This is a genomic window from Pelobium manganitolerans (assembly GCF_003609575.1).
GTDB lineage: Bacteria > Bacteroidota > Bacteroidia > Sphingobacteriales > Sphingobacteriaceae > Pseudopedobacter > Pseudopedobacter manganitolerans.
Genome location: NZ_MBTA01000004.1, coordinates 43,949 through 65,864 on the forward strand (window position 1 = coordinate 43,949; position 21,916 = coordinate 65,864).

General features: G+C 41.2%; 12 protein-coding genes. All 12 read left to right on the forward strand.

Features of this window, described 5'->3' with window-relative positions; translation table 11 throughout:
* The first annotated feature begins 16 nt into the window (after positions 1-16).
* Positions 17-1,531: a 2-isopropylmalate synthase gene (locus BCY91_RS04235; RefSeq protein ID WP_120180779.1), complete on the forward strand. Its 1,515-nt coding sequence runs from the start codon at positions 17-19 to the stop codon at positions 1,529-1,531.
* A 299-nt stretch (positions 1,532-1,830) separates the two neighbouring features.
* Entirely contained in the window at positions 1,831-3,228 is a 1,398-nt protein-coding gene (gene leuC, locus BCY91_RS04240; protein WP_120180893.1) for a 3-isopropylmalate dehydratase large subunit, read from the forward strand.
* 178 nt (positions 3,229-3,406) lie between these two features.
* Positions 3,407-4,003 (forward strand): 3-isopropylmalate dehydratase small subunit, encoded by a 597-nt coding sequence (leuD, locus tag BCY91_RS04245; protein WP_120180780.1) that lies wholly within the window; start codon positions 3,407-3,409, stop codon positions 4,001-4,003.
* Positions 4,004-4,026: 23 nt separating this feature from the next.
* Complete coding sequence (locus BCY91_RS04250) at positions 4,027-5,574, forward strand: alpha-isopropylmalate synthase regulatory domain-containing protein (protein WP_120180781.1); 1,548 nt, start codon at positions 4,027-4,029, stop codon at positions 5,572-5,574.
* A 151-nt stretch (positions 5,575-5,725) separates the two neighbouring features.
* Positions 5,726-6,784, forward strand: a complete 1,059-nt coding sequence (gene leuB, locus BCY91_RS04255; RefSeq protein WP_120180782.1) for a 3-isopropylmalate dehydrogenase — start codon at positions 5,726-5,728, stop codon at positions 6,782-6,784.
* A 250-nt stretch (positions 6,785-7,034) separates the two neighbouring features.
* Positions 7,035-8,699 carry a DUF6377 domain-containing protein gene (locus BCY91_RS04260; protein WP_120180783.1) on the forward strand — a complete coding sequence of 555 codons (1,665 nt, stop codon included), beginning with the start codon at positions 7,035-7,037 and terminating at the stop codon, positions 8,697-8,699.
* A 549-nt stretch (positions 8,700-9,248) separates the two neighbouring features.
* A complete protein-coding gene (locus BCY91_RS04265) occupies positions 9,249-12,245 on the forward strand; it encodes a SusC/RagA family TonB-linked outer membrane protein (RefSeq protein ID WP_120180784.1) in 2,997 nt (998 codons plus the stop codon).
* A gap of 88 nt (positions 12,246-12,333) precedes the next feature.
* Positions 12,334-13,821: a RagB/SusD family nutrient uptake outer membrane protein gene (locus BCY91_RS04270; protein ID WP_120180894.1), complete on the forward strand. Its 1,488-nt coding sequence runs from the start codon at positions 12,334-12,336 to the stop codon at positions 13,819-13,821.
* Between the two features lie 18 nt (positions 13,822-13,839).
* Positions 13,840-15,315, forward strand: coding sequence for a SusF/SusE family outer membrane protein (locus BCY91_RS04275; RefSeq protein WP_120180785.1), 1,476 nt, complete (start codon positions 13,840-13,842; stop codon positions 15,313-15,315).
* A gap of 20 nt (positions 15,316-15,335) precedes the next feature.
* Complete coding sequence (locus BCY91_RS04280; protein ID WP_120180786.1) at positions 15,336-17,096, forward strand: endo-dextranase; 1,761 nt, start codon at positions 15,336-15,338, stop codon at positions 17,094-17,096.
* A gap of 1 nt (position 17,097) precedes the next feature.
* The gene (locus BCY91_RS04285) at positions 17,098-19,593 is read left to right on the forward strand and encodes a glycoside hydrolase family 31 protein (protein WP_120180787.1); all 2,496 of its coding nucleotides are present in this window, start codon (positions 17,098-17,100) and stop codon (positions 19,591-19,593) included.
* Positions 19,594-19,658: 65 nt separating this feature from the next.
* Positions 19,659-21,854, forward strand: a complete 2,196-nt coding sequence (locus BCY91_RS04290; protein ID WP_120180788.1) for a glycoside hydrolase family 97 protein — start codon at positions 19,659-19,661, stop codon at positions 21,852-21,854.
* Positions 21,855-21,916 lie beyond the last annotated feature (62 nt).

The window sequence follows — 21,916 nt, forward strand, 5'->3', positions numbered from 1 at the left end:
TTTTTGAAAAAACGATATGTTACACGATCCGAATCGCATTTACATTTTTGACACCACTTTAAGAGACGGCGAACAAGTGCCGGGCTGTCAGCTAACCACTTCAGAAAAAGTAGAGATTGCTTTGCGTTTAGAAGCTTTGGGTGTGGATGTAATTGAAGCTGGTTTCCCAATTTCAAGTCCGGGTGACTTTGAAAGTGTGGTAGCGCTTTCTAAAGCCGTGAAAGAGCCGGTGATTTGTGCCTTAACCCGCGCAAACACTAAAGATATTGACGCCGCCGTTGAATCTTTGAAATATGCAAAGCGTCCGCGTATCCACACGGGTATCGGCTCGTCTGATATGCACATCAAGTACAAATTTAACAGCACGCGCGAGGATATTTTGCAACGCGGGGTAGATGCCGTTAAATACGCAAAGCGATTTGTAGAAGACATTGAGTTTTACGCGGAAGATGCTGGCCGGGCAGATATCGAATTTTTAGCCCAGATGGTGGAGGCGGTAATTGCTGCCGGTGCAACAGTGGTTAACATTCCAGATACCAACGGCTACTGCTTGCCAGACCAATACGGCGCAAAAATCAAGTTTTTGATGGATAACGTTAAAAACATCGACCAAGCCATTATCTCTGTGCATTGCCATAACGATTTAGGTTTGGCTACCGCAAACACTATTGCGGGCATCCAAAACGGAGCGCGCCAGGCAGAGTGTACCATCAACGGAATTGGCGAGCGTGCCGGAAACACTTCTTTAGAAGAGGTGGCCATGGTATTAAAAACCCATCAAACATTAAATAAATATACCAACATCAACTCGCGCCATTTCTATGAAATTAGCGGAATGGTAAGCCGTATGATGCGTATGCCGGTGCAACCGAACAAAGCTATCGTAGGTAAAAATGCTTTCGCGCACAGTTCGGGTATTCACCAGGACGGGGTGTTAAAACATCGTGAAAACTACGAAATCATCAATCCAGAGGATGTAGGTATTGATTCGTCGGAGATTATTTTAACTGCCAGAAGCGGTCGCCACGCCTTAAAACATCACCTAGAAAGATTAGATTATGTAATTGATAAAATTAATTTGGACGATGTTTACGAGCGGTTTTTGGTAGTTGCAGATAGTAAAAAGGAGATTAAAGACGATGATTTGCTGGCTTTGATGAGCGGCGAAGGATCTGAACGCAACTACAAAGACGGCGTTACCGTTAAGTTATTGCAAGTAATGTGCGGCGATCCCTTGTTACCAACATCAATTGTGCGTTTAGATATTAATGGTAAGTTGAAAGAAGCAGTATCATCTGGTAACGGTCCCGTTGATGCAACTATCAAAGCCATCAACTCTATCATCGAAAAAGACAGCATCGAGATTAAAGATTTCCATATTGATGCGATACACGGCGGTAGCCACGATGTGAGTAAAGTAAATATGCGTTTAAAGTACGATAATAAGCATTACAACGGTTACGGTTTTAGTACGGATATCGTTGCGGCATCGGCTAATGCGTATTTAGATGCGGTAAATAAGTTTATCTAGTTTGCTAGGTGGCCGTTGGTTAGGTGCTCCGGAATTAAAAGTTTTAAACAAAATTCCGTCACCTCGAGGAAACGAGAGGTCTCACAAGCGGAGTAAAGACGAGTGATATGTTTCACTGCGTTCAACATAACGAGATGAGTAACAGAACCGCGTTAGGGATTGAAATGGATACCGGCTTGTGGCTAAGGCCTGCAGGCGTATGAATGGAAAGCCCGCCCGAACGCCCAAATAAATAAAATAAATTTGAGGTTGTAAATTTGACCTCTCAACAAAATAATAAAAGAGTAATAAAATATAAAATGAGCAGTACATTATTTGATAAAGTGTGGGATAGCCACGTAGTGCGCCACATTGAAGGCGGACCAGATGTGGTTTTTATAGATCGCCACATGATCCATGAGGTAACCAGTCCGGTTGCTTTTTTGGGACTAAAAAATAGAGGCATAAAGGTGTTGTACCCACAGCGTACGTTCGCCACTGCCGATCATAACACGCCTACCATTAACCAGCACTTGCCCGTTGCCGATCCGCTTTCGGCAAACCAGCTTAAAGCTTTGGAGGCAAACAGTGCCGAGCACGGAATTTCACACTGGGGCTTAGGTCACCAAAAAAACGGAATTGTACACGTTGTTGGTCCCGAGTATGGTATTACCCAACCGGGCGCTACCATCGTTTGTGGCGACTCGCATACTTCTACGCACGGCGCTTTCGGTGCAATTGCATTCGGTATAGGCACGTCTGAGGTAGAAATGGTGTTGGCTTCGCAATGTATTATGCAGCCCAAGCCGAAAAAGATGCGCATTAATATTACCGGTTCATTAGGTTTTGGTGTTACGCCAAAAGACGTGGCTTTGTTTATCATATCTAAACTAACTACTTCTGGCGCAACGGGTTATTTTGTAGAATACGCGGGTAAGGTGTTTGAAGAAATGACAATGGAAGGCCGTATGACGGTTTGTAACCTTTCTATTGAGATGGGTGCGCGCGGCGGTATGATTGCGCCAGACGAAACCACTTTCAACTACATCAAAGGCAGAGAGTTTACCCCTAAGGGCGAGGCTTGGGATAAAGCGATGGCTTACTGGCAAACCTTAAAAACAGATGCTGATGCAGTGTTTGATAAAGAATATACTTTTGACGGCAGCGAGATTGAACCGATGATTACCTACGGAACTAATCCGGGTATGGGTATAGGTATTTCTAAGGATATTCCTAATGCAGAAGCGGTAGAAGGCGGTAAAGCTACCTACGAAAAATCTTTGAACTACATGGGTTTCCATGAAGGCGAGGCAATGATAGGCAAGCCGGTAGATTATGTATTTATCGGTAGCTGTACAAACGGCCGTATCGAAGATTTTAGAGCTTTCGCCTCGATTGTGAAAGGTCGCCATAAGGCAGAAAATGTAACGGCTTGGTTGGTGCCAGGCTCGCACATTGTGGAGGCTAAAATCAAAGAAGAAGGTTTGTTGGATATTTTTACCGAGGCAGGTTTTGTGTTGCGCCAACCGGGCTGTTCTGCCTGTTTAGCCATGAACGACGATAAAATTCCGGCTGGGAAATATGCAGTAAGTACCTCAAACAGAAACTTTGAAGGTCGCCAAGGTCCAGGTTCACGCACGCTATTGGCCAGTCCATTGGTGGCTGCCGCCGCTGCGGTAACGGGCAAAGTAACAGATCCTAGAGAGTTGATGAAGTAGGTGGTTAGTTGGTCAGGTTGTTAGATGGTTAGGACTGCAAAGTCGGACACCATAACCAACTAACAATCTAACAAACCGAAAAGTAATAATATAAAATTTAGGGTTTAGCTAACTAGCTTGTAACCGCTTTAAAAGCCTAACAACCTAACAAACTAAAACCTAACAAACTAAACAAAAAATGGCATACGATAAATTCACCATATTAAAATCTCCGGCAGTTCCATTGCCGATAGAGAACGTTGATACCGACCAAATTATACCTGCTCGCTTTTTGAAAGCAACAGAGCGTAAAGGTTTCGGCGATAACTTATTTAGAGACTGGCGGTACAACAGCGACGGTACTCCAAAAGCTGATTTCGTTTTAAACAATCCAACCTACAAAGGAAAAATTTTGGTGGGCGGTAAAAACTTCGGTTCGGGGTCATCTCGCGAGCACGCCGCTTGGGCCGTTTACGATTACGGTTTCCGTGCAGTAGTTTCTAGCTTTTTTGCCGATATTTTTAAAGGCAACTGTTTAAACATCGGCGTATTGCCGGTGCAAGTAAGTCCCCAATTTTTAGAGCGTATTTTCACAGCTATCCATGCTAATCCGGATACAGAATTAGAGATTAACTTGCCGGAACAAAGAATCACTTTGTTGGAAACTGGCGAATCAGAGCAGTTTGATATCAGCTCTTACAAAAAAGAGAATTTAATGAACGGTTTTGATGACATCGATTACCTGCAAAACATCAAACCCGAAATACAGGAATTTGCAAAGCAACTTCCACTTTAAACTCGAATAAAAATAGCTTGTTGATGAAAAGAAGAAAAATAGAAATCATGGACACTACGCTCCGCGATGGCGAACAAACATCGGGAGTATCATTTTCCGCTTCGGAGAAGCTCACTATTTCTCAGTTGCTTTTAGAGGAATTGATGGTGGACAGGATTGAAATTGCTTCTGCCAGAGTGTCTGAAGGAGAGTTGGAAGCCGTAAAATCGGTATGCAAATGGGCCAATGAGCACGGTATTTTAGAAAAAATTGAGGTTTTAACTTTTGTTGATAAAGGCGTTTCTATAGATTGGATGCTACAGGCCGGTGTTAAGGTGCAAAACCTGCTAACTAAAGGCTCCTTAAATCATTTAATCCATCAGCTTAAAAAAACGCCCGAACAACATTTTAGCGAAATCGCTGAAACTATTGCGCTAGCTAAAGAAAACGGAATTAAAACCAACGTTTATTTAGAAGATTGGAGTAACGGAATGCGTAATTCGCCGGATTATGTATTCCAATACCTCGATTTTTTAATCCAGCAACCGGTAGAGCGCATCATGCTGCCCGATACTTTGGGGATTTTAACGCCTGCAGAAACTGGCGAATTTATCAGTAAAGTAAAATCAAGGTATCCGCAAAACCGTTTTGATTTCCACGGCCATAACGATTACGATTTAGGTACAGCCAACGTGTTAGAAGCTGTGAAGGCAAATGTTGATGGTTTGCACTTAACCATTAACGGCATGGGCGAACGTGCCGGAAATGCGCCTTTAGCCAGTGTAATAGCTGTAATTAACGATTTTTTGCCCGAAGTAGAAGTAGGATTAAAAGAGAGCTCGTTATATAAAGTGAGCAAACTGGTAGAAACCTTTTCGGGTGTGCGCGTGCCAGCTAACAAACCTATTGTTGGCGAGAACGTTTTTACCCAAACTGCGGGCATCCACGCCGATGGCGACAACAAAAAAAATCTTTATTTCAGCGCCCTAATGCCCGAGCGTTTCGGGCGTAAGCGTTCCTATGCTCTAGGCAAAACATCGGGCAAAGCCAATATCGAAAAAAACTTGCAAGAGCTTGGCTTGAAACTGAACGATGCGGATTTGAAAAAGGTGACGCAAAGGGTAATTGAGCTTGGCGATTTAAAGGAAACCGTTACGCAAGATGATTTGCCTTACATTATTTCTGATGTTTTGGCCAGCAGTGACTATAAAGAAACGGTAAAAGTGCATTCTTATCTGCTTTCTCACGCGGCCGGTTTGCGCCCCTCGGCAACAATCGCCATCAAGTTTAACGATAAACTTTACGAAGAACATGCGCAAGGCGATGGCCAGTTTGATGCCTTTATGAATGCTTTATCCAAGCTTTATAAATCTAAAAACAAAAAGTTGCCGACCTTGGTAGATTACAGCGTTCGTATTGCCCCAGGAAGTAGTTCTGATGCACTTTGCGAAACTGTAATCACTTGGAAAACCGAGAAAAAAACTTTTACAACACGCGGTTTAGACTCGGATCAAACAGTTTGTGCAATAAAGGCAACCGAGAAAATGCTGAATATTATTTGTGCGCAGGAGAAAGATAGTATCAAGATGTGAGTATCAAGATGCTTATAGAATGCGATAGAAGAATAATTTTGAAATAAATGTAATAAGTCTCGATACTTAGTACTCGATACTAAAAATTAAATAATAAAAACGTAGCAGAGTTCTCACTACTTGATACTCACTACTCAATACTAAAACAACAATGAAACTAAACATCGCCCTATTAGCGGGAGACGGAATTGGACCTGAGGTAATCAATCAGGCTGTAAAAGTGGTAGACGCTATCGCTGTAAAGTATAACCATGAAATTAACTGGACATCTGCGCCAACCGGTGCCTGTGCAATTGACGAGTGCGGCGAGCCTTATCCAGACTCGACACATGAAGTCTGTTTAGCTGCTGATGCGGTGCTTTTTGGGGCAATCGGTCATCCAAAATATGATAATGACCCAAGCGCACCAGTTCGTCCGGAGCAAGGCTTGTTAAAAATGCGCCAAAAATTAGGCTTGTTCGCAAACGTTCGCCCCACTTTTACTTTCCCATCTTTAATTGATAATTCTCCTTTAAAAAGAGAAAGAATTGAAGGAACAGACTTGGTTATTTTACGTGAGTTAACTGGTGGAATTTACTTTGGCGAAAGAGGAAGAAAGGACAATGGAAACACCGCTTTTGATACTTGTACTTACACTCGTGAAGAAATTCAGCGTTTAGCTAAAATGGGTTTTGAATTGGCGATGACACGTAGCAAAAAACTTTGCTGTGTAGATAAAGCAAACGTTTTAGAAAGCTCGCGTTTATGGAGAGAAACCGTACAAGCGATGGAAAAAGATTATCCGGAAGTAAGCGTAAGTTACGAGTTTGTGGATGCCGTAGCGATGCGTTTGGTGCAGTGGCCAAATTCTTATGATGTGTTAATTACAGAAAACCTTTTCGGTGATATTTTAACTGATGAAGCTTCTGTAATTTCTGGTTCTATGGGCTTAATGCCATCTGCATCTAAAGGTTTGCATACTTCTTTGTACGAGCCAATTCACGGATCGTACCCACAAGCAGCCGGAAAAGATATTGCTAACCCGTTAGCAACTGTTTTATCTGCCGCAATGATGTTTGAAGATGCTTTTGGTTTACAGGCCGAAGCTGATGCCATTAGAGCTGTGGTAAATAAGTCTTTAGCAGAAGGTATTGTTACCGAAGATTTAGCCGGAAAAAACAAAGCCTACAAAACCAGCGAGGTTGGTGATTGGTTGGCTAAGAATGTATAGGGTCCGGAATTAACTCTATCCAAGCAGTGTCTCCTTTTTCAGGGACACTGCGGTAACTGTTCCGGTATAGCGCAGGTTCCTCTACGAGAGAACCTGCTAGGACATAAATATAAAAGAGCCTTCAATATCGAGGCTCTTTTTGATTTAAGACAATTGATCTTGTGCCAATCCTATTGGTCCTTAATCTAGGCATCACAATCGTTATGTTTTTATTATTATACCTTTATGTTCTGGTTTAACTTATGTTTCAATGAAAAATTTCTTTTTGTGGATTGTTTTAGTGCTTTTTTCGGGAGATATTTATGCAATAGATACTCAAGACAGTCTTTCTGCTACGTTATATAATCTAATAGACAACAAAGCAACCTATGTCCACAAAAAAGAGAAGCGCCTTTCAGAAATAAAAAATATGCTCGACGTTCCTGATTTGAGCATAGAACAGGAATATAATATTAACAAACAACTTTTTGAAGAGTATAAAACGTATATATCTGATTCTGCGATATATTACGGCAGAAAGAACCTGAAAATTGCTTTAGAATTGGGCAACAAGCATCAGTTGGCCGAAACGAGACTTACACTGGCATCTTCCTATTCGATAGCCGGAATGTTTATTGAAAGTCTCGAACTTTTAAGAAGTATTGAAAAAGAAAGCCTTACATACCAGCTGAAAGTAGATTACTACGATAACTTTAAACTTCTTTATAGCTATTACGCCCATAATAATTCTTACACCTATGGTTACAAAGCGAAAAGCGAACGCTATAGGGATTCGCTTCTGAAACTTCTCGATACTAGTTCTACCCAATATAAAATAGTTTATTCAGAAAAACTATGTGACCATGATCGACTAAAAGAAGCCAAAGAGATTCTTTTAACGCTGTTAAACCAGTCTGAAGAAGAGAACCACGAACGGGCAGTCTTGGCCTACGCACTGGCAAATGTTTATAAAAAAGAAAACAACATTGAAATGCAGAAAAAATACTATACAATTTCTGCCATCAGCGATATAAAAAACAATATTAAAGAAAACGCCTCTTTACAAGCTTTGGCCACTGTTTTGTACGATACCGGCGAGATAGAAAACGCCTATCAATGTATAAAATCTTCTATGGAAGATGCCATATTTTGCAACGCCCGTTTACGTACATTTGAAGTTTCAAAAATATTCCCCATTATAGATTCCGCTTATCAGGAAAAAACATTAAAGCAAAGAGAAGAATTAAAACATTTTCTGTTGCTCATCAGCATACTTTCGGTTTTTTTGATTATTGCACTAGTTTTTGTTTACCGGCAGATGAAAAAAGTGGCCCGTATAAGAAGAAAACTACATCAATCTAATCTAAAGTTGAGCGATGTAAACAGCAATCTTAAAGAAACAAATGACAAACTAAAAGCTGTCAACCTGCAGTTTTCGGCACTGAATGTTGAACTTTCTGAAGCCAACCAAATAAAAGAAGCTTACATCGGTCATTTTCTTGACCTGTGCTCAACATATATCAATAAGCTACAAAAGTTTCAGAATAACCTCAACAGAAAGGTTATGGAAAACAAGCAGGAAGATCTTTATAAAATGTTGCGTTCTAATGAGATGGTAGAGAACGAGCTAAAAGAGCTATATGATAATTTCGATCATATTTTTTTACACCTCTATCCAAATTTTATAGAAGAATTTAATGCACTGTTGCAGGAAGAAGAAAAATTTGTGCTTAAAGCCAATGAACTGCTGAACGTAGAGCTTCGTATTTTTGCCTTAATACGGTTGGGGATAACAGATAGCTCAAAAATTGCCGACTTTTTACATTATTCTACAAATACCATCTATAGTTATAGAACCAGGGTAAGAAACAAGGCTGCTGTACCTCGGCAGGAATTTGAAAATTTAGTAATGAAAATAGGGTCTATTAGTCAATAATAGGAGAATTTTAAAGTAAAATTCTCCTATTTTAGGAATAAGATCGGTAAGCGAAACCACCTCAATACCGTTTTTCATCGGCCAGCTTTCGCTGCCATTTGCAGCCACTACTACAAAAGTTTGTGTAGGGTTTTTGTTACCCAAACAATGTGTGCAGTCAATCTGGAAATCGTATGTCCGTTATGCCTTTGTTTGTTTTCCACATATCAAAATTAGCGTTTTGCGTCCAGTGAGAAGAATTCCATTCTTCTTTCCCAAAAACCTATGCACTTTCAGTGCATAGTGGTTTAGTTATAATAGGTAATGTTTTTGTTACCAATGAAAAACATCATTAATCACCCAATAATACCTTTTATAATATCTATATTTTTTATAGTTCATATTAAATATAAGTATTTGATAAATAATGAATTATGTGTTTTGTTGGTCTATATTTTATCTTTACAGCCTTTTTTTACGGTATATAGCCTGATACATTTGTGTAACGGAAGCAAGTAAATTTTTAGTTTCCAAATAACCAATTAAACTAAATCCTTTATTAAAAACTGCATGAAAAAATTTTACAAACAATTTAAGGAATTGCCTATTCCTAAAATATTCCTTATTATGCTATGTATGCTTTTTACAGGAACGGTGGCAATATCGCAGAACCTTAAAAAAGTAACAGGAACCGTTCTGGACGAACAGGGTGAAACCATTATTGGAGCTACTGTTATGGTAAAATCCTCTGGAGGCAGGGGAACCGTAACAGATATTAACGGCAAGTTTACTATTGATGTGCCCGATAATGCAATATTGGTAATCTCTTATATGGGTTTCTTAAAACAGGAAATTTCCACAGAAGGGAAAATCGATATTCGTGTGATATTGAAGGCCAATGCGCAGGAACTGGAGACGGTAGTAGTGGTGGGCTATGGTGTTGTCCGTAAAAAAGATTTAACAGGCGCAACAGCATCGGTAAGTAGCAAAACATTAAAAGACCAACCAGTAGCCAGCATAACAGAAGCATTGCAGGGTAGAGCCGCCGGTGTGATGATCACCAATTCCGGTGCGCCCGGAAGCAACAGTTCTATCCGCATCCGTGGTTTAGGCTCAATTAACGATAGTTCTCCGCTGGTTGTGATAGACGGAGTTCCTACAGATTTAAACCTGAATGCCATTAACCAAAACGATGTTGAATCTATCGATATTTTAAAAGATGCTTCCGCAACAGCTATTTACGGTTCACGCGGAGCAAACGGTGTAGTGCTGATTACAACTAAGAAAGGTAAAGACGGAAAAGGAACTTTTGCCTTTAGCTCGAACGTAGCCGTACAAGATGCTATCGGTGTACCAAAATTGCTAAATGCCAGCCAGTTTGCTTCATTACATAACGAAATGATGGTAAATGCCGGAAATGCACAACGTCCGGATTTTACCGACCCTACAACATGGGGAGAAGGAACCAACTGGTATGATGAGCTGATACAGACCGGAATGATGCGAAATACTTCCTTGTCTTATTCGGGTGGAAACGAAAAATCAACCTATTACGTGTCGGGTAGTGTTTTTGATCAAAAGGGAATTGTTATCAACACAGATTTTAAGCGTTATACCGCACAGTTCAATAACGAATCAAAAACGTTAAGCTGGTTAAAGTTTGGAAACAATCTCACTTTCAGCCACGACAAAAAACGTAACGGTTCCTACGATATTTTAGGAACCATGCGGGCATTGCCAACACAGCCCGTTTATGACGATGAAGGAAATTACTCTGGCCCGGGAAACAATGCACAGTGGTACGGGGATATGCGAAACCCCATTGGAACAGCAAATCTGGAGAAAAACGAGACCAAAGGCTATAATCTGCTGGGAAATATTTACGGGGAAGCCACTATTCTGAAAAAAATCGTCTTCAAAACATTGGGCGGTATCGATTATAAAGACTGGAACTCGGTTTCTTTCTCGCCCAAATACGACTGGAAGCCAATTCCGGTTCCACAATCAACCAGAGGCGAAGGCTGGAACAAGAGTATTACCTACCTGTGGGACAATACACTTACCTACATGGACACTTTTGCCGGAAAGCACAGCCTAAATGCCATGATAGGCTCCAGTGCCCAGAATAATGATTTCAGGTACATCAACGGGAGCAAAAAAGAATTTCTTTCCGACGATTACAACCAGTTGAACAACGGCTTGTTGGAACCGCAAATAGGCGGCGGAAGAAGTGAATGGAGCTTACTTTCATTCTTCGGACGTGTAAATTATTCTTATGATAACAAATACCTTTTAACCGCAACAGTGCGCCGTGACGGTACTTCGCGTATTGCCAGCAAAAACCGTTGGGGAACATTCCCTTCGTTCTCTGCAGCATGGCGTATCACCGAAGAATCTTTTTACAAAAAGAACAATATTCTTAGCGATGCCAAATTAAGGTTTGGCTATGGCGAAACCGGTAACCAGGCACCATTAGACACTTACGCCGCCATTACACGTTTAAATACATCACAATATGTGTTTAACGGAACGCCCGTAGCAACACTTTATCCTTTGGTAATGCCAAGCCCGGATATTAAATGGGAGGTGGTGAAACAGTGGAATTTGGGTGTAGATGCATCATTGCTGAACCAGCGTATTGATGTAACATTTGATACCTACATCAAAAACACCAGCGATATGTTGGTGGGGATGTCTGTTCCGATAACTACCGGATATTCAGACATCTACACACCACAGATTAATGCAGGTAAAGTTCAGAACAAAGGATGGGAATTTACTATTTCATCACGCAATACTACAGGTGCGTTCGAGTGGAATACGAATGCAAACGTATCCTACAATAAAAACGAAATCAAGAAATTGGATGGCGATGTACCTATTTATTTCGGATCACAGGTACATGCCGTTGGAAAACCGGTGAGCGCATTTTATGGATATGTAACCAACGGAATATTCCAGAACTTGACCGATGTAAATAATTACGCCCTCCAAGTTGATGGAGGAACGGCTCCCGGAGACATCCGCTTTAGGGATTTGGACAATAACGGCGTAATCAACGAATTTGACCGTACTTTCATTGGAAATCCAACACCATATTGGATATTTTCGATGAACAATAGCTTCAACTATAAAAACTTCGATTTTCAGGTTTATCTGCAAGGTGTAGCCGGAAACGAGATATATAACGGGAACAGGGTAAGTCTCGAAGGAATGTCCACAACTGTAAACCAGTCTGTAAAAGTATTGGACCGCTGGACGGGCGAAGGAACTAGCAATGTTATACCCAGAGCTGTTTACGCCGACCCGAACAATAACAACCGCTCTTCCAATCGCTTTATAGAAGACGGTTCTTTTGTGAGGCTAAAAAGTGTGATTTTAGGATATACCCTGCCTTCTAAAGCATTGGCAAAAGCCTATATCTCAAACGCCCGGTTTTATATATCAGGCAATAATTTGCTTACGCTGACGAATTATTCAGGTTTTGATCCCGAAGTTTCGGGGGTAGACTCGGGAAATTACCCGTTCACTCGCACCTTAAATTTTGGTATCGATATTAAGTTCTAATTCCATAAAAAGAAAATTTCATGAAACCATCCATGATTTAGCCAAAGCTCACACAGCATTTTATCAAATCATGATTAATCATAAACAAATGAAAAAAATATTATATACATCAGCTATATTTTTGTCAGCAATACTGGCTTCCTGTTCCGGTTTTTTAGAGCAAAAACCCTACGAAGACCCCGGAGCGGAAACTATAAATGACGAGGCAAGTGCCATTGCGTTAACCAATGCGGCCTATCAACCATTACAGCGCCCAAAACTGTACAACATGCGTATCTGGACAACCGATATTATTGCCGGAAACAGCGTAGTTGGAGCCGGAGGTGGCGATGATGGAATAGAAACCGTTCAGCTATCTAATTTTACAACTACTGCAGACAACTTCGCCGCAATTGATTTTTGGAGAGGGCCAAATCCCGGAATACTTTATTGCAATACCGTTTTAGAAAATGTTCCTAAAATGAATATTAGCGATGATATAAAAAGACGCTGTATAGGCGAGGCCAAATTTTTAAGGGCACATTACTATTTCCTTTTGGTGCAATTGTTTGGAGATGTACCTCTAAGTCTTACACCAACCAAACCCGATGATGATTTATTCCCTAAACGAGTGAACAAAAACACCATTTACGAACAGGTGATTATTCCCGATTTAAAAGATGCAATAGAATTATTGCCTACAAAAGAAGAGTATAGCGGTGCAGACATAGGAAGAGCCTCCAAAGGCGCTGCTTACGGGATGCTGGCAAAAGTGTACCTCACATTAGGCAAATATCAGGACTGTTTGGATATGATTGCCAAAGTAGAAACATTGGGCTATTCTCTTAATCCCGATTATTCGGATTGTTTTGGCGGAGAAGCAAAAAACAAAAACACAGCAGAATCTCTTTTTGAAGTGCAATATTTTGGATTAACCAATGCCGGTTTCTGGGACGATGAAAACCAAGCCACTTGGTTAAGTACCTACATGGGCCCACGTAATCAGAACTGGGTTGGAGGTGGATACGGTTGGAATCAGCCGACACAGGAATTTGTGGATCAGTACGAAGCCGGCGATTTAAGGAAAGATAAAACAATTCTGTATCCCGGTTGCCCACCATTTGACGGAAAGCAGTATAGTGCTTCCATGTCATCAACCGGTTACAATGTCCGTAAATTTTTGGTGCCACTTTCTGTATCGCCGGATTACAACACCAATTCGGCAAGCATCATTGTGCTCCGTTACGCCGATGTATTATTGATGAAAGCAGAAGCATTAAATGAGCTTGGGCTAACGCAAGAGGCAGAAACACCACTATTTGAAGTACGCAAACGGGCAGGCTTAACAAATCGGGGAGATATAGAGAACCTGAATCAGGCGCAAATGCGGGAAAAAATTATCCATGAGCGCCGTATAGAACTGGCTTTCGAAGGACAGCGTTGGTTTGATATGATCCGCTGGAATAACGGACAATACGCATTGGATTTTCTGCACTCTATAGGTAAGGTGAATGCATCACGCAAACATTTATTGCTGCCTATTCCGCAAAAAGAAATAGACGCTAACCACAATTTGGTTCAAAACCCGGGTTATTAACAGAAAAACATTTCAACAATGAAAACAATTGATAAAATATTTATAGCACTTTTATTTTTGTTCCCTTTTATCCTTTTTTCCTGTAAAAAAGATTTAAGTGAAACCTTTAAGGATACCGGCGAGCAGAAGCTGGCACTTTCGGCAGATGTGGATTCTTTGACTTTAGATGTGTCAAACCCTACTGGAAAGGCCGTCAAATTCAGCTGGACAAGAGGTTCTAACCAAGGAACCAATGCAGGCATTACTTACCAGTTTCAATTGGCACTGGCAGGTACTAATTTTCAGAACAGTTTTTCTGTAGATTTAGAAAAAGGCACTAATACCTTAGAATATACCCACGAAGAGTTAAATGCCATTTTAACAGAAGATATAAGTTTAAATTTCGATACGGAAGCCGATTTGGAAGCCCGAATTATTGCAACAGTAGCTGTAGAAGGCATGGAACCTCAGGTATCCGAAACCCTAAACCTGTTTGCAAAAACCTATAAGCCTATTGCCAAAACATTATTCCTTATAGGACCAGCAACCGCAGGAGGTTGGAGCGCAGATGATGCAACTCCAATGAACGTTGTAGCAGGTACCGCCGGAGGCTTTACATGGCAGGGCAAATTAAATGCTGGCGAGCTGAAGTTTATTACCACATTAGGTCAATTTCTGCCATCTTATACCAAAGGGGATAACGACCAGCAACTTTATCTGCGTGAAACAGACAGCCAACCGGATGACAAATTTAATATTCCGGCAACGGGAGTCTATCAGATTACCTTAAATATCATCACCAAAGTCATCAGTATTGAAGCGAAAGACGCACCACAATACGGCCAGTTATGGTTTGTTGGTGGCTTTACAGGCTGGAATTTTGAACCGATGGAAAATGATATGCTTGATCCCTTTGTATTCCATTTTAACGCCGAACTAAATTCATCAAATGCTACCGATGAATTTAAGATAGCAACCGTAGGGAATTCGTTTGATGGTGATAAAGTATTCTTACGTCCGGCAGTAAACGGACAAGGTGCCGGAACCAATCTGGATGTTGTTAAACTGAGCGGTGACGAAAATCCAGAAGATAATAAATGGAAAATTGCCCCAGGAGTATATAAAATTAAATTAGACCTCCGCACCATGAAAATCGATATTGTGAAATACAATCCGTTTCCGGTGATTTATTTAGTTGGCGGAGCAACATCCATCGGCTGGGATATTGCCAATGCACTGCCAATGACTGCCCTTAGCGGAAACCCCTACAAATTTACATGGACAGGCCCTTTAGGAACTGATGAGCTGAAATTTACCTGCGACAAAAAAACCGATTGGAGTGGTGCTTTCTTTTTAGCAAGTACGGCCAATAAACAGCCGAGTGGCACTGTAGAGCCAATGGTGTATAGTCCCGCAGGTTCAGGCACTGATTATAAGTGGAAAATATCTTCCGCGGGTACTTATACTATCGAGTTGGACCAGTTGCAGGAGACAGTAAAAATCACAAAACAATAAATCTATAAGAAATCATATTCATGAAAAAAATATATATACCTGCAACGCTATGCCTTTTGGTACTTTTTGGATGCAAGAAAGATTACTTTAACGTAAGTAATAATCCGATAACCTATGGCCAGTCCTATATAGATATTACTTTATCAACAGATAAATCCATATACAAGCCCGGCGAGCCGGTTAAATTCAATTTTAAAGAACTTGTTTCCGGTGCTAAAGTCCGTTATTCCTATTTAGGCAAGGTAATCAAAGAAGACAACCTTATAGCAACTACATGGACATGGAACCCGCCTGCTGATGATTACAGAGGCTACATGGTAGAAATTTTTACCACAGAAAACGGAGCAGAAAAAGTGGTTGACAACATAGCCGTTGATGTTTCTTCTGATTGGGCAAAATTCCCCCGTTATGGCTTTCTGTCAGATTACGGAAAAATACAGGATGTCCACCTGAAACGGAACATAGAACTGCTGAACCGTTACCACATCAACGGCCTGCAGTTTTACGATTGGCTGTACGATCATCATCGCCCTTTGGCAGGAACAGTTGAAAACCCGGCCACATCATGGCCCGATATTTTTGGTCGCACCAATTATTTCTCCACCGTTAAAGGATATATTGACGAAGCGAAGACAAGAAACATGAAAACCATGTTTTACAACTTGTGCTACGGTGCGTTAAACAGTGCCACTGCCGATGGTGTAAAAGAAGAGTGGTACATTTTTAACGATAAAAACCATCAAGAGAAAGATTATCATCCGCTTTCGGGGCGTAGCAACATTTACTTGGTAAATGCTGGTAATACAGACTGGCAACAATACATTAACGGCAGAAATAAAGACGTTTACGATGCCTTTGGATTTGATGGCTACCATATTGATCAATTAGGATACCGGGGCGATAGGTATGACTATAACGGAAACCTGATTGATATGCCAACTTCGTACAGCTCGTTTATCAACGCCATGAAAGCTGCACAGCCAGATAAATATTTGCTGTTCAACGCCGTTGGTGGTTACGCACAAGACAAAATTGCCCCGGCTCCGGTAGATTTTCTGTACACCGAAGTTTGGGGAGGCCGTGAAGGCGATAATGAAAGTATGTCTTACGCCGACCTTATTAACGTGATGAATGATAACCTTTCAAAAAGCAACTATCAGAAAAATATTGTGCTGGCTGCCTACATGGATTATAACGTTAACAGTAGCGGTTATGTAAACAAACCCGGTATTTTGTTGGCTGATGCGGCAATTTTCGCATGGGGTGGAGCGCATTTAGAATTAGGCGAACATTACCTCATTAACGAATATTTCCCTAAAAATAACCTGCAGATGCGGGCAGATTTAGGCAAAGCCCTTATCAGTTACTACGATTTTTCGGTAGCCTACCAAAACCTGCTTCGCGATGGCGGAGACTTTCAGCCGGCAAATGTAAGCTTCGCAAACAGTGCGATTGTATCCGAAAGCTGGCCGGCAGCTAAAGGAAAAGTAGCAACCATCGGTAAAAAAGTAAACGGAAAAGACATTGTTCATCTGATAAACTTTACCAATGCCACCACAATGGTTTGGCGGGACAATAAAGCCACACAGGCAGAACCAGAATTAATCAGTACACCAACTATTAACGTACGGGTTTCTGGCACACCCTCTAAAGTTTGGTTTGCCTCCCCTGATGTAGATGGCGGAGTAGCCAAAATTTTGGATTTCACCCAAACAGGCAATAAAGTAACCCTAACGCTTCCGTCTCTTAAATACTGGGATATGGTAGTGATAGAATATTGATATGAAGATTGTAACGCTGTTCGGGTTCATTGTTAGTTTCGGTCTGTTGTTGTCTTTGACAGCAACAGCAACCGAATGTATATCCTATAAAAAGACAGGTAATCAGGTAGTTTTTGAAGCTAAGGACGGTTCAAAACTGGCACTAACTTTAAACAGTAGTGCTGTGGTAAAAATCTGGTACGACCCATCCGGTAAATTAATTCGCAAAAACGGCTCATTCGCAATTGTAAATGAAAACCTGGAAGATATAGGCGAAATAAACGTTAACGAAGAACAATCTGCCTATGAAATATTCACTTCAAAACTGCGCATAAGGCTCAATAAAAATCCTATGCAGTTGCAGATTTTTGATAAATGGCAAAAACTGCTTTTCAGCGATTATAAAGAACAGGGACACATTGCAACAGGTACAACCGGCAAAAAAGCATTAAAAGTACTGCGCAAAGACGAACAGTTTTTTGGTTTGGGCGAAAAAACCGGAACGCTGAACAGGCGTGGCAAAACCTACAAAATGTGGAACAGCGATAGGCCCTGCTACAGCACAACAGAAGACCCATTGTATAAAAGTATTCCGTTCTTTATGAGCAGTTATCATTACGGAATCTTTTTAGATAATACCTATAAAACCGAGTTCGATTTCGGTTCAAAAACAGAAGAATATTATTCTTTTGAAGCTCCTGATGGAGAATTTGTCTATTATTTTATTTATGGCAAAGACTATAAAGAAATACAGCAACAGTACATTGCGCTTACCGGAAAGCCAATTATGCCACCGAAATGGGCTTTTGGCTTTGCACAGTCTCGGGGGATGTACACCCGCGAAGATCAGGCACTGGAAATAGCTTCGGAATTTAGAAAACGCCAAATCCCCTGCGACATCATTTATCAGGATATTGGCTGGACACAAGGCCTGCAGGATTTTGAGTGGCGCAAAGGAAATTACAGCAATCCTAAAGCCATGCTACAAACCTTGGAGAAGCAAGGTTTTAAAATGATTGTTTCGCAGGATCCCGTGATTTCTCAGGCAAATAAAAAACAATGGGAAGAAGCCGACCGCTTGGGCTATTTGGTAAAGGACAAACGAACCGGTAAATCTTATGACATGCCGTGGCCTTGGGGCGGTAACTGCGGAGTGGTTGATTTTACCATTCCGGCCGTGGCAGATTGGTGGGGTGCTTATCAACAGAAACCGTTAAATGATGGGGTTCGCGGATTTTGGACGGATATGGGCGAACCTGCGTGGAGCAACGAAGAAGACATCGATCGACTAAATATGCAGCACCATATAGGGACGCATGCCGAAATCCATAATATTTTTGGCCTTACATGGGATAAAGTAGTAAAAGAGCAATTTGAAAAACACAATCCTAATAAACGCGTATTTCAGATGACAAGAGCGGCATACGCAGGTCTGCAGCGTTATACTTTTGGCTGGACAGGCGACAGCGGAAACGGCAGCGATGTGCTGAACGGTTGGGCGCAAATGGCCAATCAGGTTGCGGTTGGTATCTCGGCAGGTTTAGGGGGCATTCCTTTTTGGACAACGGACATATCCGGTTACTGTGGCGATATTACCGACTATCCGGCTATGGCCGAACTTTATACGCGGTGGATGCAGTTTGGTGTGTTTAATCCATTGAGCAGGGCCCATCACGAAGGTAACAATGCGGTAGAACCGTGGATGTTTGGCGAAATAGCAGAGAAAAATGCGAAAACAGCCATCGAACTAAAATATCAGCTTTTCCCTTATCTGTACACTTATGCCCGCAAGGCGCATGATACCGGATTGCCTATTGTAAGGGGCTTGTTTATGGAATATCCCGATGATGAAAATGTGGTAAAAATAGATGACGAGTTTTTGTGCGGCCGAGAACTTTTGGTAGCCCCCGTATTGAAAAAAGGCGAGCGGGTAAAAAAAGTTTATCTGCCGGATGGCGAATGGATAGACTTTAACAATAAGCAAACGGTTTATTTGGGCGGACAAACAATTGCTTATCAGGCACCATTAACCACCATTCCGATATTTGTTAAGAAAGGCTCCATTATTCCGCAGATACCTGTAATGCAACATCTGGATGAAAGAACGGATTATCCGCTGTTTATTCATGTTTTTCCGAATTATGAAGATGAAAATGCAAGTTTCGAGCTGTATGAGGACGAAGGAAATAATCAGGATTATCTGAAAGATATTTACTCGAAAACCTTGTTTAGCTGCCAAACAAAAAGCAGCGGTTGGCAAACCACTATCACACCAGAAGATAAAGGCTATAAACAGGCAGAACGGAGAAATATCATTCTGAAATACCATTTGGAAAAGAAACCAAAATCTGTGTTGTGCGTAGGTAAAAACATCAAAAATGTAAAACAGCAGACTATTGAAAAAAACATCGAAACAGATAAAAAATCAATTCAATGGTCGTGGAACGAAGAAAGCAGGGAATGTTGGGTGAAAATTCCTGATGAAAGAATGAGCCGACAAATAGAAGTTTATAAATAAAGCTGGAAATAGAGCTTCATAAAAACATCAACAAACAATCAGCGCTTAATACGAAATAACATAATATGATAACGAAGAGACACATTACCGCACTACTTAGTTGCTTAATTCTGGCTTGCTCCGCATTGGCGCAGGAACTGAAATCACCGGACGGACAGTTGAAAATGAATTTCCGTATAGCAGACAACGGCACACCAACCTATCAGCTTTTTTATAAAGGTAAGGAGGTAATTAAGCCCAGCAAAATGGGAATAGAATTGGAAGGAAATACCACAAAAATGGAATTTGGAGCCGAAGCTGATATTAAGCAGGAACAAAAAGATGTAAAAACATCGCTTTATGACAGGTTTAGCGTAGCCAGCACAAGCACAAACAGTTTTGACGAAACGTGGCAGCCGGTTTGGGGCGAGCGTAAGAACATCCGTAACAACTACAACGAGCTGGCGGTAAAACTTGTACAGCAGGAAACCAACAGAGAAATGGTTGTCCGTTTCCGTTTGTTTAACGATGGATTAGGTTTCCGCTACGAATTTCCGCAGCAAAAAAATCTAGTGTATCTCACTATCAAAGAAGAAAGAACACAGTTTGCCATGACCGGAGACCATACCGCTTTTTGGATTCCGGGAGATTATGATACGCAGGAATACGACTATACTACCTCGAAACTTTCAGAAATAAGAGGATTGATGAAAAGCGCTATTACGCCAAATTCTTCGCAAACCGTTTTTTCGCCAACGGGTGTACAAACATCCTTAATGATGAAAAGCAAAGACGGCCTGTACATCAATATCCACGAAGCGGCTTTAGTCAATTACGCTTGCATGCACCTGAATCTGGATGATAAGAATTTTGTTTTCGAATCGTGGTTAACACCCGATGCCGACGGAACCAAGGGGCATTTACAGGCACCGGCACAAACACCGTGGAGAACGGTTATGGTAAGTGACGATGCCCGTAATATTTTAGCTTCATCGCTTACGCTGAACTTGAACGAGCCATGTAAGATAGAAGACACATCGTGGATAAAACCTATAAAATATGTAGGCGTTTGGTGGGAAATGATTACCGGAAAAAGCGAGTGGTCTTATACCAATGATTTGCCGAGCATACAATTGGGAAAAACAGATTACACCAAAGTAAAACCGCATAACCGCCATGGTGCAACTACCGAAAATGTAAAACATTATATAGATTTTGCGGCAAAAAATGGTTTTAACGCAGTGCTTGTAGAAGGCTGGAATGTGGGCTGGGAAGACTGGTTTGGTAACTCTAAAGATTACGTTTTCGATTTTGTAACTCCCTATCCCGATTTTAACGTAAAAGAGATACAAGACTATGCTAAAAGCAAAGGCGTGGAAATGATTATGCACCACGAGACCTCCGGTTCTGTTAGAAATTACGAACGCCATTTAGATACAGCTTATACTTTTATGAAAAAATATGGGTATAACGCTGTAAAAAGTGGTTATGTGGGCGATATACTCCCAAGAGGCGAACACCATTACAGCCAGTGGATCAATAACCATTACCAATATGCCATAGAAAAAGCCGCCGATTATAAAATAATGGTAAATGCGCATGAGGCAGTACGTCCTACCGGTATCTGCCGTACTTATCCAAACCTTATCGGAAACGAATCTGCCAGAGGAACAGAATATCAGGCATTTGGCGGAAGCAAGCCCAACCACGTTACCATTTTGCCTTTTACAAGGTTAATTGGCGGGCCAATGGATTACACGCCCGGAATTTTTGAAATGGATTGCCATAACGGCTCGCATGTAAATGCTACCATTGCCAATCAGCTGGCTCTTTATGTTACTATGTACAGCCCTTTGCAAATGGCGGCCGATTTTCCCGAGAATTACGAACGTTTCCCGGATGCGTTCCAGTTTATTAAAGACGTAGCCGTTGATTGGGACGACACCAAATATCTGGAAGCAGAACCGGGACAGTACATTACCGTTGCCAGAAAAGCAAAAAACAGTAATAATTGGTTTATAGGCAACGTTGCCGGAGAAAAAGGGCATACCGCTAATATCTCGCTCAGCTTTTTAGATGCGGGTAAAAAGTACATCGCAACCATTTATGCCGATGCAAAAGATGCCGATTATAAAAAAAATCCACAAGCTTACGAGGTCAGAAAAGTTGTGGTAACCAATAAATCCAAGCTGGTGCAAAAATCTGTTCCTGCGGGTGGTTTTGCGGTAAGCATTATACAGGTAACGGATAAGAATAAGTTAAACGGACTGAAAAATTTATAGAAGAGAAAAAGCCTTAAGAAGTTTATCTCGTTGTGAAAGATAAAACTTCTTAAGGCCTTAAA

What these genes read in the sequence shown, in the direction of transcription:
- BCY91_RS04265 (WP_120180784.1), top strand. Translation starts at nt 9,249, where the DNA reads ATGAAAAAATTTTACAAACAATTTAAGGAATTGCCTATTCCTAAAATA.
- leuD (WP_120180780.1), top strand. Translation starts at nt 3,407, where the DNA reads ATGGCATACGATAAATTCACCATATTAAAATCTCCGGCAGTTCCATTG.
- BCY91_RS04290 (WP_120180788.1), top strand. Translation starts at nt 19,659, where the DNA reads ATGATAACGAAGAGACACATTACCGCACTACTTAGTTGCTTAATTCTG.
- BCY91_RS04250 (WP_120180781.1), top strand. Translation starts at nt 4,027, where the DNA reads ATGAAAAGAAGAAAAATAGAAATCATGGACACTACGCTCCGCGATGGC.
- BCY91_RS04285 (WP_120180787.1), top strand. Translation starts at nt 17,098, where the DNA reads ATGAAGATTGTAACGCTGTTCGGGTTCATTGTTAGTTTCGGTCTGTTG.
- BCY91_RS04275 (WP_120180785.1), top strand. Translation starts at nt 13,840, where the DNA reads ATGAAAACAATTGATAAAATATTTATAGCACTTTTATTTTTGTTCCCT.
- BCY91_RS04260 (WP_120180783.1), top strand. Translation starts at nt 7,035, where the DNA reads ATGAAAAATTTCTTTTTGTGGATTGTTTTAGTGCTTTTTTCGGGAGAT.
- BCY91_RS04280 (WP_120180786.1), top strand. Translation starts at nt 15,336, where the DNA reads ATGAAAAAAATATATATACCTGCAACGCTATGCCTTTTGGTACTTTTT.
- leuC (WP_120180893.1), top strand. Translation starts at nt 1,831, where the DNA reads ATGAGCAGTACATTATTTGATAAAGTGTGGGATAGCCACGTAGTGCGC.
- BCY91_RS04235 (WP_120180779.1), top strand. Translation starts at nt 17, where the DNA reads ATGTTACACGATCCGAATCGCATTTACATTTTTGACACCACTTTAAGA.
- BCY91_RS04270 (WP_120180894.1), top strand. Translation starts at nt 12,334, where the DNA reads ATGAAAAAAATATTATATACATCAGCTATATTTTTGTCAGCAATACTG.
- leuB (WP_120180782.1), top strand. Translation starts at nt 5,726, where the DNA reads ATGAAACTAAACATCGCCCTATTAGCGGGAGACGGAATTGGACCTGAG.